The sequence below is a fragment of the Psychrobacter sp. ANT_H3 genome, from assembly GCF_027919975.1.
GTDB classification, from domain to species: domain Bacteria; phylum Pseudomonadota; class Gammaproteobacteria; order Pseudomonadales; family Moraxellaceae; genus Psychrobacter; species Psychrobacter maritimus.
On record NZ_JAQISM010000015.1, the window covers coordinates 57,395 to 70,739 of the forward strand.

Here is a 13,345-nt window from a genome sequence, read left to right on the forward strand (position 1 = left end):
TTTATAAATATTACCTTTATAAAAAATAGTTTTAACGTTCAAAAAGCCCCTTTTGTCATTGACGAAAAGGGGCTTTTTTTATGTCTGCTTATCTACCTACTTATTAATAAATGAACTATTCATCATTGGCAGATTTGGTGATTTTTTTCACATCTTTCGGAATGGTTTTTGCCGTACCATCAACGGTGGTATGCTGTTTAAACACATCGCCGAATGGGTTTTGCTGTTGCTGACCAAATGGGTTTTGGTTATTCATACCACCTGCACCGCCAAATGGGTTTTGACCACCCATGCCGCCAGCACCACCGAACGGATTTTGTCCGCCGCCCATTTGTCCACCCATCTGTTTCGCCATCATCTCCATCATTTTTTGCTGATTGTTCATGACGTAGTTATTAGCAAAGTCTTTCAACTTTTTCTGCACTGGCGGCAATATCACCAATAACGCCAATAAATCACTCAGCACACCCGGAATCAGTAGCAAAATACCGGCAGCTGCCATGGCGACACTTTTAATCATGGTTGATTCTTGTGGACGCATCGCAGGATTCATCATACCGCCCGCTTTCATCTGCTGTGCCATTGGATTGAGTGCTGCCATCCCTTTACGCATCAGTGAGATACCGATGACGGCGGCGATGATAAACCACATAAACACCCACCAACCGCTCATAAATTGAGCAAGCAAATACCACAGTAGCATCTCGATAATAAACCAAACGATGGCAATACCAACTATCTGACCCATAAAGTGTCGTCCTATAAGATAAAATCTAAAAAATTGAGCGCCATGAAAATTAAAATGGCTAACATATGATGTATATGGGGATTGATTGCTATACTATCAAACTTAAGGCTGATTTTTAAGCCATAAAACAAAATGTAAGCAAGACGGAATACTATGGCAATTATTATCGGGATTGATCCGGGTTCGCGCATGACCGGTTATGGCATTGTTCAACAAACGGGCGATAAGCTGACATATATAGACGCCGGCACCATTCGTACGGATACCAAAGAGATGCCTGAGCGCTTGAAGCGTATTTTTAATGGCTTGACCCGTATCACCCAGCATCATCTAAAATATGCCGATGAGCCTATTTACACCGCTATCGAGCAAGTGTTTATGGCAGAAAACCCAGACTCAGCGCTGAAACTAGGGCAAGCACGCGGTGCTGCTATTGCTGCCATGGTCGCTCTTGATTTAGAAGTATCCGAATATACCGCACGCCAAATTAAACAAGCGGTTTGCGGTTATGGTGCAGCGGCAAAAGAGCAAGTACAAGAGATGGTCTGCCGCATCCTGTCTTTAGACGTGGTTCCGCAACAAGACGCCGCTGATGGTCTTGCCTGCGCCATTTGTCATGCGCACTCAAGCCATTCAATGAATAAGTTAATTTTAAACAGCGCCATGCGTGGACGCGGTGCTTCTAAGAAAAAAGGGCGCTGGCGTTTGACAGAAGAAGACTTAGGCAATTTGCGTTAAAGTAAGAAATAAAACCACCATAAAAAAACACGCGTCCAAACCGCGCGTGTTTTTATTTAAACTATCTGACTATTTATTTATGCTATGTTTTTACTATGGCCGATTCGATTTAAAAAGAATGCAGTACTGCTGAGATAAATTTTTCGAAGCCTCTGGAGTGCGAAGCGCACAGCAAGCTAGGAAAATTTATCTCAGCAGAACGTTATTTTGAACGTATCTCTTTTATATTGAACTGACTATATAATAAAAGCAACTAACCAAGTTACTCTGCTACCGCACTCTCAATCACCGCATCCAACACATAAGCATATTCTTCGCCTTCTGTGCTTTCGTTACTATCTAACTCATAACGCTGGAGACGCAATACTTCGTCATGCATGCCGTCATGCTGATAGCCATCAATTTCACCAGTAAATGCTGCCCATTCTCCTTCACTCACTTTAATACCTTGGTCATCATAAGTGATGGGCTTCACTTGTAAACACATCTCTGAGCTATCATCAGCACACGCTACTTTCTTAGCATTTACCGCCCAAAATACGGTTTCACCCTTACTGTTATATTTGGCTTGTGAAGTAAGCTTACCTTCCCAAGTCAACGTAATCGCATTACTGGTCACTTGTGTAAGCACTGGGTTTTCACCTTCAGTCAAACTCAGCTGACTGCTACCTTGCATCAAGGTATTTAAACGATTTTCTGCTTTATTGAGATCTTCGCAGAGCATTTTAGTGCTCATGCTCTCTTCGGTCGTTAGCGTCTGACCTTGCAACTGATACACGGCACTTATTGTGTTGCAGCCCACACTATAGTTCAGCGTGTTTTGACCTTGATTTTGATTAAACAGCAGCGTGACTTGCTCCTTAATATCCACAAGCGTCGTTATGACAGGTCCACCACTTTTGTCGTCGATATCCAATAATGTCCAGCGATAACGCGCTAAATCTTTAATCATCTCTTGCTCTGCAGTCAGTTTCGTATCATTAGCTGTATCAGATGCCGTATCGGTGTTTAATGTGGCATCAGTTACTGTGCCAGCTTCAGTGTTCTCTGGTGCATCACCGCTGGTAGGCGCAGCGTCTTTTTGACAAGCACCCAAGGCCAAACTTGCTGCTAAAATACTTGGCACTAAGGCAAACCTAGAAAATGAGCGGATAAAAGATAGCGTGGTAAAAGATGATGTCATGAGCGTCATACCTTGTGATTAAACTTTTTCATAATTCACTGTTGCCTATACAAGGAGTGATTATATCTATTTTTGTAAAGTGTTCATAATTTGACCACTATAGCGCCGATGATGGTAGGTTTTGTAACGAAGTGTGTAATTTTATATATCAATGGTAACTATCATCGTTAATTTTCTCATTTAAGCTGTGGATTAAAAAAGCCTCGGGTCGCTAACAATGATATTAGCGACCCAAGGCTATCGGCGTTATTTATTGCTAAATTTGCTGTTAAATTTATAATGCCATACCGTTTTTACTCACTTTCATGAGCAGGCTTGGCTTTTGCCATATTTTTAATACTAAAACGCTCATTCATCATTTGATAAAACCGCGCCAGATTTTCGCCCTGTTCATTCGGGTTAACCTTGAGTATTTTGCCAAAGTCCAAACCTAAATACAGCACAATATCAGCAAAACTTAACTGGTCGCCGACTAAGTAATCGTGACCATCTAGCATATTTTCAAAATAGGGCAATGCTTTAACAGCGCGCGCGATAGACGGTGCTACAAATTCTGGCACTTGTTCAACCCGCTGCGCTTTGGAGGGATGACTGTGCTGAAACGCCAGCATAAAGTTATACAGCACCTCAAACTCAGCAATACGGCGCATAGAACATACTTGCGCCCGCTGTACCACATCATTACCCATCACTGAACGCTCGCCATAGACACGGTCGAGATATTCGCACACGGCCTGCGAATCATTGAGTATGGTGCCATCATCCAATTTTAATACTGGCACTGTCTGCATCGGATTCATCTTGGTAAACTCATCAGACATCTGCTCATTAGTAGCAAAATCTATATCGACCACATCGACATCATCCATATCGTCAACGTCGATACCTTTTGACGCTAATAAAATAAGGGCTTTACGTGGATTGGGCGCAGTACGGGTAACGTATAGTTTTTTCATGGCAAACTCCTTGTAAGATGGTCTCAAAAGCGACTCAGCGCTGCTAGGCTTTATTATGATTATCGCAGATAGCGTTTGGATAAAGTTATCAATGCGCTATATAACAGTTATAGCCTACTCTGCTCATCATAGCAAAACCTTAACGCCAATAAAAAGCTGAAACATAAAAAAAGCCCCATAACATTAAGTCAGAGGGCTTTTCACTTTTCATCTATTACAACTATCAGATATGCTTAACTTATTTGTTAGGCGCAGGTGTAGTACGTAAATAAGGCTTAATTTCGGTATAACCTTTAGGATAATTAGCAGCAATGTCTTCGTTTTTCACACTTGGTGGAATGATAACGTCGTCGCCATCTTTCCAATCAACAGGCGTTGCTACGTTATATTCATCAGACAATTGCATCGCATCAATCACGCGAATAATCTCATCAAAGTTACGGCCACAGCTGGCTGGATAAGTCAGCGTTAAGCGTACTTTTTTCTTAGGATCAATAATAAACACGCTTCTGACCGTCGCCGTACTATCAGCATTTGGATGAATCATGTCATAAAGATCAGCGACTTTGCGCTCAGGGTCAGCAATGATAGGGAAATTGACAGCAGTACCTTGGGTTTCTTCAATGTCACTTACCCAACCTTTATGATCTTCTAAACCATCAACCGATAGCGCGATTGGTTTAACATTGCGCTTTTGGAACTCACCGCCTAGTGCTGCGGTACGACCAAGCTCAGTAGTACATACTGGCGTATAATCTGCAGGATGTGAGAAGAAAACCACCCAACTGTCCCCTGCCCATTCGTGGAAATTGATATCACCGTCAGTGGTTGTGGCGTCAAAATTTGGTGCAGTATCACCCAGACGTAAATTTGCCATACTTAATTCCTTATTTATGTTTGTGATGAGCGTTAATACCCATTAATACCACAAAGTATCTAATGCTATAAAGTATCCATGCGCTCTATTATTATCATCGATATGCTCAGGTATCAAAACAACGCTAAGCACATCAGTAAAAACTCACTTTATATTAACAAACTGATTATGAATGTCTTGTGACGGATTGTAATGCGCTTATTCCATTTATCACTAACTGAATGAATGTATTGTTAGCAAAGTAATTAAATCACCATTCCTGAATCCTTCAAGAAAAACCCATGCTTATACAAAAAAAGCCCATCTCTAACGTACTAGAAATGGGCAAGTTTGAAAACTACTATTGTTCAGTGCTGTTTTAAACACGGTTAATAAAGCCAATAGTTATACACTAAGCAGGTTTATAGCTGTCGCGCAAGCTGACGATTTGGTTAAAGACCGGCTTATCGCTGCTATGGTCTGCTGTATCAGCGATAAAGTAACCTTCACGCTCAAACTGGAAACGCGTGCCAGCTGCTGCATTTGCTAATGACGGCTCAACCACGGCGTTAAGCTCAGTCAACGAGTTAGGATTCAATGCTTGATGCACATCAGCGACGCTACTTGGGTCTTCTACACTAAATAGCTGCTCATACATGCGTACGGTCGCTGGCACACCTTGGCTTGCAGATACCCAATGAATAACACCTTTAACCTTACGACCTTCAGGGTTGTTGCCTAACGTTGCAGGATCAATCGTGGCTTTTAGTTCAACAACATTGCCAGCGTCATCAAGAATATGCTCAGTCACTGCCAATACATAAGTATTACGCAAGCGAATCTCATTCTTTTCTGGTGATAGACGCTTATAACCTGCTGGCGGCTCAATCTCGTAATCGCCTTGGTCAATATAAAGGGTTTCGGTAAACGGAATTTCACGCTCGCCCATATCGACATTAGGATGATTTGGCTGCGTGAGCCATAAAATCTGTGCATCATCGTCCCAACGCGCATTAACACTATCAGCCTTTTGCGCTTCCCAACTACTAACCGCATCACTAAAGTTAGTAATCGTCACTTTTAACGGCTTGAGCACTGCCATACCACGAGCCGTAGTCGTCTCTAACGACTGACGAATACTAAACTCTAATAAGCGAAAATCAACGACGCTGTCTACTTTGGTCACGCCAACACGCTCACAGAAGTCACGTAAGCCCTCTGGCGTATAACCACGGCGACGCATACCAGCGATAGTTGGCATACGTGGATCATCCCAACCGCTAACGATATTTTCATCAACCAGCTGCTTAAGCTTACGCTTACTGGTCATGGTATGGTCGACATTTAGGCGGCTAAATTCGTACTGATGCGGCGGTACATCAAAGCCAATTTTTTCAACCGCCCAATCATAAAAGGGACGATGGTCTTCAAACTCCAGCGTACATAACGAATGGGTAATGCCTTCGAGTGCATCCGAGAGCGGATGGGCAAAATCATACATGGGATAGATACACCATTTATCACCCGTTTGATGATGCTCTTGATGCATGACACGGTAGATGACAGGGTCGCGCATATTCATGTTTGGGCTGGCCATATCAATCTTGGCACGCAACACCGCTTTACCTTCCGCAAACTTACCTTCTTTCATATCATTAAAGAGGGTCAAGTTTTCTTCAACACTGGCATCACGATGTGGTGATGGCGTGCCAGCTTCATTAAAGGAGCCACGGTTTTCTTTAATCTGCTCAGGTGACTGCAAATCTACATAGGCATCGCCCTGCTCAATCAACTGCACGGCCCATGCATACAACTGGTCGAAGTAGCCTGACGCATGGTGCGCCTCTCCTGCCCACTCAAATCCTAACCATTTCACATCGTTCTTAATGTTATCGATGTAATCTTGCTTTTCTGCGGTTGGGTTGGTGTCATCAAAACGTAAGTTACAAACACCGCCAAACTCTTTAGCCACACCAAAGTTTAGGCAAATAGATTTCACGTGCCCTAAGTGCAAATAACCATTTGGCTCAGGTGGAAAGCGTGTCACGATTTGTGGGTATTTTTGCGCATTGACATCGTCACGAATGATATTACGAATAAAATCGTTTTTTTGTTCGTCTTTTTGTGCATTGTTGCTTGAGTGCTCACTCATCGGGCATTGCTCCTAAAGCAAATTGTCAGTTCATGTTACGTGCCATCACGCAGCATGGAAAATTCAAACCAAATCATTAAAAACAAGTTATTAAAAATGATAGTAAAAAGTTAAAGTTGCGTTATTCTATCAGCTTTTGCAAAGGCTTTAACAGCCTGATACATGACACGGGATAAAAAAGCCGTTAGACTAGCCATAACTTTTTAATCACCAACTTTTCATCCACCACTTAACAGCGTCATGTTAGGCGCTGCAATCAAAGAGGAATATCACATGGTAGACATGCCACCAGTAGTAGAACTTGACACCAATATGGGTGCGATCGTTATCGAACTCAATGAAGAAAAAGCACCTAAAACCGTAGAAAACTTTTTAAACTATGTAAAATCTGGGCATTATGACGGTACGATTTTCCATCGCATCATTGATGGCTTTATGATTCAAGGCGGCGGAATGGACGCTGAAATGAATGAAAAAGCGACCAACGCGCCAGTTGAAAACGAAGCTGATAATGGCTTAAAGAATGATAAAGGTACAATTGCGATGGCACGTACGCAAGACCCGCATTCAGCAACCAGCCAGTTTTTTGTTAACGTGAAAGACAACGATTTCCTAAACCATTCTGGCAAAAACATGCAAGGTTGGGGCTACACGGTATTTGGTAAAGTAACAAGCGGTATGGACGTCATCGAAAAAATGCGCGGCGTACCTACTGGTCGTTTCGGCATGCATGCTGATGTGCCAAAAGAGCCAGTAGTTATCAATTCAGCCACCATCATCACTCAGTAATCATTCTTCAATAGTTATTACTCAGTAGCGATGAATCAGTGCAAGCTTATGAGTCGTTACTGTTTAAAGTTATGAGGATAAGGATAAATGCAAAGTTTTGACCATCTAATTACCACCCGCCCTCATGAGGTGCGGCAAGTATTGATTAGCGATTTGCATTTATCGCCTGAAGAGCCTGCCTTAGTGCAGGCTTTTTTGGCGCTGCTTGATGATTGCCTTGCCCTGCCTACGCTAAAACGCTTATTTATCTTGGGCGATTGGTTTGAAGTATGGATTGGCGATGATGCTTATTTATTATTATCAGAGGATGAGCGCCAAACCCATTGGCTCACCCCGCTTATCGTTAAATTAAAACAATTACGGGTAGCTGGCTGTGAGATTTTAATCATGCATGGCAACCGTGACTTTTTGTTAGGTCAGCCATTTTGCAATCTATTCGGTGGTGAGCTTATTTATGAGCCGTATACCTTAAGCGTTGGACAGCAGAATTATCGCTTAGAACACGGCGATGCGTTATGCATTGATGATAAGAAATATCAGTTTTTTCGCAAAATCATGCGCAATCGGTTAACCCAGTGGTATTTGCTCAATAAATCACTAGAAAAACGCTTGGCTATCGCCGATAAAATGCGCCAAAAAAGCCAGCAGAATAATGCCAATAAAGCGGCGTATATCATGGATGTCAATGAAGATGCGGTGATACAAGCAGTGGCTGATAGTGACGCTTTACTACATGGGCATACCCATCGCCCAGATATTCATCAAGCCACGAGTAATAAAAAACGCTACGTACTTGGTGATTGGCGCTTGCTAGATAGCGAAACACGCCAGCCAAAAGTCAGTGCGGTTATTGGTGCGGTGACAGCAGATGAAGATTGGGATGCAAATTCAGACAATAATAATGCTGAGTTTGATATGTACGAATTTAAGATGACTATCTAACCTGCTGCTGCAATATTTTATAAAAATCCACCAATAAAAAAAACTCCGTCATTAACGGAGTTTTTTATTCATCAATATCATTATGTTTAAACCATCGCTGAAAACAACGATTGTCCAAAAACAGTGACTTTACTCTGTCTCACCATCCTGCTAATGAAGACGCACTACGCTGAGTGATAAAGCCATCTGGGGTTTGACCGTTATCTGCTTGCCAGCGCTGGAACGCCAGTCGCGTATTGGTACCGACGATACCATCCGCACCTTTGGTATCATAACCTGAGCTGGTCAAACGCTGCTGCAAATTGCGTACTTGAGCTGTTGATAACGGACGCTCATAGCGCGGCCACGATTTTTGTAATCCACTTTGTCCTGCAAGCGCTTTACCCAATAAGCTCACGCCAAGCGCGTAGTTTGATGAATTGTTATAAACCTTGATGACATCAAAGTTTGGGCTAAGTAGCAATACTGGACCATCTTTACCAGCGGGCAGCCACAGCTCCATTTGAGTATTGGCATCCAAGTAGACATCGGCTATGGTATCGACGCCCATTGACGCCCATCTAGCAGCAGGCTGCTTGGTACCCACCAATGAATAATCAAATGACGCAGGAACAGTCGCTTCATAAAATGGCGCAAGACCGCGCACCCAACCTGAATTACTCAGGTAATTGGCGGTAGACGCCAAAGCATCACCCGTCGACCATGGGTTGCGGTGACCATTACCATCGCCATCAACGCCATGCTTAAGCCAGGTATCAGGGATAAACTGCGTTTGCCCCATGCCGCCTGCCCAAGAGCCATCGAGCTGTGACCATGAAACATCGCCGCGCTGCAATAGCGTTGCTAATGATAATAGCTGGGTTTCAGCAAACTCTTGACGACGGCCATCATAAGCAAGGCTGGCAAGCGAGCTTGGAATACTGCTATTGCCCGTTACCACACCGTATGAGGACTCCATGCCCCAAATCGCGGCGATGATTTCTGCATTGACGCCATACTGCGACTCTAACTGTGATAAAAACGCCCGTTGCTCGGCAAACTTACGCTTACCTGTGCTGACACGGCCATCTGATACGGCAGAATCGACATACTCCCAAGGCATCTTAGAAAACTCTGGCTGTCCTGAGTCAAGCGAGATAACTTGCTGGTTTAAATAAGCCGTATCAAGCAAACGACGCACTGTTGATGCGTCATGACCCGATGCAAGCGCGCGCATAGAAAAATCAGATTTCCAATCAGAGAAACTGTTATAGCTTGGTTTGGCAACGGGTGTGGGTTTAACGACAGGTACTGGCGTTGGCTTCACCTGAATGGTTTGGGTCTGGGTAATTTGCACATTACCTTGGCGTACAGGTTTGCTCGGCTTTTGCATCGCCTGCTGACTGGTACAGCCAACCATAACTAAGGCGGGAAACAAAGCCAGATATTGTTTTTTTAATAACATAAGAGATCTCAAGTATGAATAAGTAAAGTAGCTTGATGGGCGCAGCTTTAATAATTGCCAATTAACATAGCCAAGTTATTATAAAAGCTGCCACAGAGTTAACGTCCTTTTTAACGCCTTTATTAATATCCTTTTTTAACGACCCAATACCGCGCGTGGGTCGATAGGATTACCATTTAAGCGTACTTGGAACTCCAAGCCTACTTGATTGGTCTGGCCGCTGCTACCCATATTTGCAATACGCTGACCACGCTGTACCGCCTCACCTTCTTTGACCAGCAGCGCACTGTTATGCGCGTAGGCGGTGATATAGTTATTGCTATGACGAATCATAATCAGGTTGCCATACTCTGGTAGACCATTACCCGAATAAAGCACCGTTCCTGATTGGCTCGCAAGTACCGGATCGCCCATGGTGCCAGCAAACCACATACCCATGTTACCGGCGGCGGCATCAAAGTTACGCGTCACTTGGTTGCGACTCGGATATTCATAACCTGAAGTGGCATTGGCTGTCACTTCATAAACAGGATTTTGTGAATAATTGGGCGTGTTGGTCACAGGTGGCGTATAGGTCGGCTGTGCTTGCGTTGGTGTAGAGGCGTTATAGCGATTGTTATTGGTGGCGCGTACTGGCTCACCTTGCCATAATTTGAGCCATTGACCACTATAAATCGTATATTTACTATCTAAGCCATTTAGCGCACCGATTTGACGATAGTTTAAGCGATAGCGCGCCGCGATTTGGCTGACCGTATCACCGCGCTGGACGCGATGATAATTGGGAAGACCTTGTCCGTTGGTAATAATCTTAGGTCCTGCTTGGTTGGCTGCCTGATAAGTGGGCTTAGTGGCACAGCCGACCATCGTTAATGTGGCTGCTGTCAACGTACCCATCAATGCCACTGTTGCCAAGCGCGATCCAGCAATAAGCTTCTTCATACAAGATTTCCTATTCTTTATGTTGCTCACAAATTCCTTGTGTTACTCACAAGCATTTTGCTAACGGTTGTAACGTTTAATGTCTCAGATACCATGATTAATTATTGGATAACCAATGGTTTTTTAGCGATTTTTAAGCACTAATAAATATCACTACGGATAAACCTATCAATTTACAGCACCAACGCCGAGAGCGTATCAAGGGTAGCAGCTGGCGTATGATGCAGGCGCACAGGCGATAGACTAATATACCCTGCTGCCACCGCTTGGTCATCCGTCATTTCTATGGACGATGTTTGAGCGTCTACATTTTCTGTTGATAGTTGACTTGATAGTTCACTTGATAATGTACTTTGACGTTTGCGTAGCGATAACCAGTAGGCATCGCGGCCGCGTGGGTCGACCACATGATGCACAGGACGTGCAATCTCACTGTGACTTAAAGCCGTGATTTTTCGACCTTTAATCGCATCGGCACTATCAACATCAGGAATATTAACGTTTAATACATGATAGGGCAAATTTTTGCAAGCATCTAATATCGGAGTTTCGGTCAATAATTTGACAATCTCATTAGCCGCCATTTGATAATGACTTACCTGCTCCTGCCCTGAGGCTTTGACCCCGCCGCCCACCAAAGAGGTGGCAATCGCTGGCAAGCCAAAAAGCTGCGCGGTCAATGCAGCGCCAAATGTACCAGAAAATAAAACATCCTGACCAAGATTGGCACCTGAATTGATACCTGTAATCACACAGTCAAAATCGGTATGACGGTAAATTTCATGTAACGCCAAATATACACAATCTGCAGGCGAACCATTCACCGCAATAAAACCAGACTCCAATTCATGAGTATATAGCGGCGTTGAGATACTTAAGGAGCTTGCGCAGCCGCTTTGCTCATTACTTGGCGCAACTACCACCACCTCTGCGATAGTAGACAATGCCTGATACAATGCCAACAACCCTGGAGCATGCACCCCATCATCATTACTCATTAAAATTTTCATTTTTGCTCAATTCTGCCCAATACCGTTATTAATGACCGTCTGTCCACTTAGCTACTTTGTTATCGTAAAATTGCTATAATCCCTCTTATTGAGACTATGTCAGTGGCTATACCCAAAATATTTCGGCCGATTATACCCTAATAGTGCCACCAGACGAACCCAGTCTTGGGCTAGAATTTTCCTGATATTCGGTTTTATAGGCGACTTTTTATAGGCGATTTTTCAGTAGCAACAATGAGCATTTTTTAGTATAAAAACATGGCGATAGAGTTACAGTAGGCAACAAGGTACAACATTATCAATGAATATTTTTATGTTGAGGTAACTTAGTACTACATACTACTGATATGTTGCTGTAAACGTGGCTTAGCTCACAATATATCTACACATAAATCAATATTTTATGTGACTTTTATTTTTTTACCGATTAACATAGCACCATCAAACAAAGATAAGCGAGTGTAATACTGAATGAATAATCAATCGATATTATCTATAGCTTCTGTGATAGCGAAGACCGCCTCAAAAGTAGGTCTAGCAGGACTGATAACGTCTATTGCTATGCTGTCTCAAGCTACCAATGCCGCGTCTAATTCAGCGACGACCATTCCTCTGGATTTATCTGGTATTAACATCACCAAGCATGAAATTGCGGTGATGCAAGTGCTGTCAGAGATATGTCCACCGATGCTGACGGGCAAACAAAAACAGCGTTTTTATAAATCTTATAATGTACAGTTGCATGAGTTGATGCCGTCGTTAGAAGACCCAAAAGCGGCTATTCAGTATCTATCTACCCAGCAAGATTACCGTCAGATATTGCAAGGTATCCGCAGTTGGACGATGGGTTTCTCTAGACAAGATAACAAAGCCTTATGTGAAGATTTGGCGAATGCTGAGTATTCTTAACGATTTTCATAGAAAGTGCTTTTAATAAAGCTGCCTTTCATAAAAGCTACTATTAAAAAGTATCTTCCTAAAAAGTATTCTTCATAAGCTATTATAAAAAACAGTGAAGCTTGTTTTTTAGAGAAGTATAAATAAAGTAGTAGCCCAAGCACTGCTGATATAAAGATATAAAAAGCATTGATATAAACAGAAGCTAGCATATGATTTCTATGAATAATTTATATGCATGATAAGTAGCGATAAATAACCATAATAAAACTACTGCTCATATCACCGTCAGGTCGCTGATTTTTACTATATCAATGTTAATCAACTAAAAAACGCTATAAGTTTATTAATTAACCTTATAGAAAGTATCAAGCTTGCTGTCATCTGGTCTGCGTATCGCAGGTGGTGCAGCAGGCTTTTTTGTGGCAGTTAGAAAAGCATTCGTGCATCGAAATATAATCTATAGCTAAGGGCTTTATATGCCCATATTTTTGCCCTTCTAAACGCTATGGTTTATCACAACGATGCGCTGTTTTTGGTCGCGTCCTATTTTATTGTATTTATCGATTCCCCATCGGTCGGCATTTTGCTAAGATAAGGCGTTAATTTTATGTCCATCGCTTAGTCGTTAAGTCTCTCATCAAAAATCTGTTTTAAATCTTAGCTTTAGAGTCAGCTTTAAAGCGGG

The 13,345-nt window shown here is 42.8% G+C and carries 12 protein-coding genes; 4 read left to right on the plus strand and 8 right to left on the minus strand.

Going from position 1 to position 13,345, the window contains the following annotated elements; genetic code table 11:
* Positions 1-115 precede the first annotated feature (115 nt).
* Positions 116-748 carry an FxsA family protein gene (locus PG901_RS08405; protein WP_271134188.1) on the minus strand — a complete coding sequence of 211 codons (633 nt, stop codon included), beginning with the start codon at positions 746-748 and terminating at the stop codon, positions 116-118.
* Positions 749-901: 153 nt separating this feature from the next.
* Between PG901_RS08405 and ruvC the strand changes: the two genes are divergently transcribed.
* Positions 902-1,486, plus strand: a complete 585-nt coding sequence (ruvC, locus tag PG901_RS08410) for a crossover junction endodeoxyribonuclease RuvC (RefSeq protein ID WP_045446965.1) — start codon at positions 902-904, stop codon at positions 1,484-1,486.
* 262 nt (positions 1,487-1,748) lie between these two features.
* Here ruvC and PG901_RS08415 read toward each other — a convergent pair whose 3' ends face one another.
* From PG901_RS08415 to PG901_RS08430, 4 genes are all read right to left on the minus strand, one after another.
* Complete coding sequence (locus PG901_RS08415; protein ID WP_271134189.1) at positions 1,749-2,669, minus strand: META domain-containing protein; 921 nt, start codon at positions 2,667-2,669, stop codon at positions 1,749-1,751.
* 293 nt (positions 2,670-2,962) lie between these two features.
* Entirely contained in the window at positions 2,963-3,625 is a 663-nt protein-coding gene (locus PG901_RS08420) for a glutathione S-transferase family protein (protein ID WP_271134190.1), read from the minus strand.
* Positions 3,626-3,863: 238 nt separating this feature from the next.
* Positions 3,864-4,502 (minus strand): peroxiredoxin, encoded by a 639-nt coding sequence (locus tag PG901_RS08425; protein ID WP_201562959.1) that lies wholly within the window; start codon positions 4,500-4,502, stop codon positions 3,864-3,866.
* A gap of 391 nt (positions 4,503-4,893) precedes the next feature.
* Positions 4,894-6,633 (minus strand): glutamine--tRNA ligase/YqeY domain fusion protein, encoded by a 1,740-nt coding sequence (locus PG901_RS08430; protein ID WP_271134191.1) that lies wholly within the window; start codon positions 6,631-6,633, stop codon positions 4,894-4,896.
* A 273-nt stretch (positions 6,634-6,906) separates the two neighbouring features.
* Here PG901_RS08430 and PG901_RS08435 point away from each other — a divergent pair, with 273 nt between their 5' ends.
* Together PG901_RS08435 and PG901_RS08440 are read left to right on the plus strand one after the other, a co-directional pair.
* The gene (locus PG901_RS08435; protein WP_201618867.1) at positions 6,907-7,422 is read left to right on the plus strand and encodes a peptidylprolyl isomerase; all 516 of its coding nucleotides are present in this window, start codon (positions 6,907-6,909) and stop codon (positions 7,420-7,422) included.
* An 87-nt stretch (positions 7,423-7,509) separates the two neighbouring features.
* Positions 7,510-8,364, plus strand: a complete 855-nt coding sequence (locus tag PG901_RS08440; protein WP_201624935.1) for a UDP-2,3-diacylglucosamine diphosphatase — start codon at positions 7,510-7,512, stop codon at positions 8,362-8,364.
* A gap of 139 nt (positions 8,365-8,503) precedes the next feature.
* Here the strand turns inward: PG901_RS08440 and PG901_RS08445 are convergent, their stop codons facing one another.
* From PG901_RS08445 to surE, 3 genes are all read right to left on the minus strand, one after another.
* Positions 8,504-9,808, minus strand: coding sequence for a lytic murein transglycosylase (locus PG901_RS08445; protein ID WP_271134192.1), 1,305 nt, complete (start codon positions 9,806-9,808; stop codon positions 8,504-8,506).
* 135 nt (positions 9,809-9,943) lie between these two features.
* Positions 9,944-10,750, minus strand: coding sequence for a peptidoglycan DD-metalloendopeptidase family protein (locus PG901_RS08450; protein WP_271134193.1), 807 nt, complete (start codon positions 10,748-10,750; stop codon positions 9,944-9,946).
* A 173-nt stretch (positions 10,751-10,923) separates the two neighbouring features.
* A complete protein-coding gene (surE, locus tag PG901_RS08455; protein ID WP_271134194.1) occupies positions 10,924-11,760 on the minus strand; it encodes a 5'/3'-nucleotidase SurE in 837 nt (278 codons plus the stop codon).
* A gap of 471 nt (positions 11,761-12,231) precedes the next feature.
* Here surE and PG901_RS08460 point away from each other — a divergent pair, with 471 nt between their 5' ends.
* Positions 12,232-12,669 carry an MCR_0457 family protein gene (locus PG901_RS08460; RefSeq protein WP_201562977.1) on the plus strand — a complete coding sequence of 146 codons (438 nt, stop codon included), beginning with the start codon at positions 12,232-12,234 and terminating at the stop codon, positions 12,667-12,669.
* The last annotated feature ends 676 nt before the right edge of the window (positions 12,670-13,345 follow it).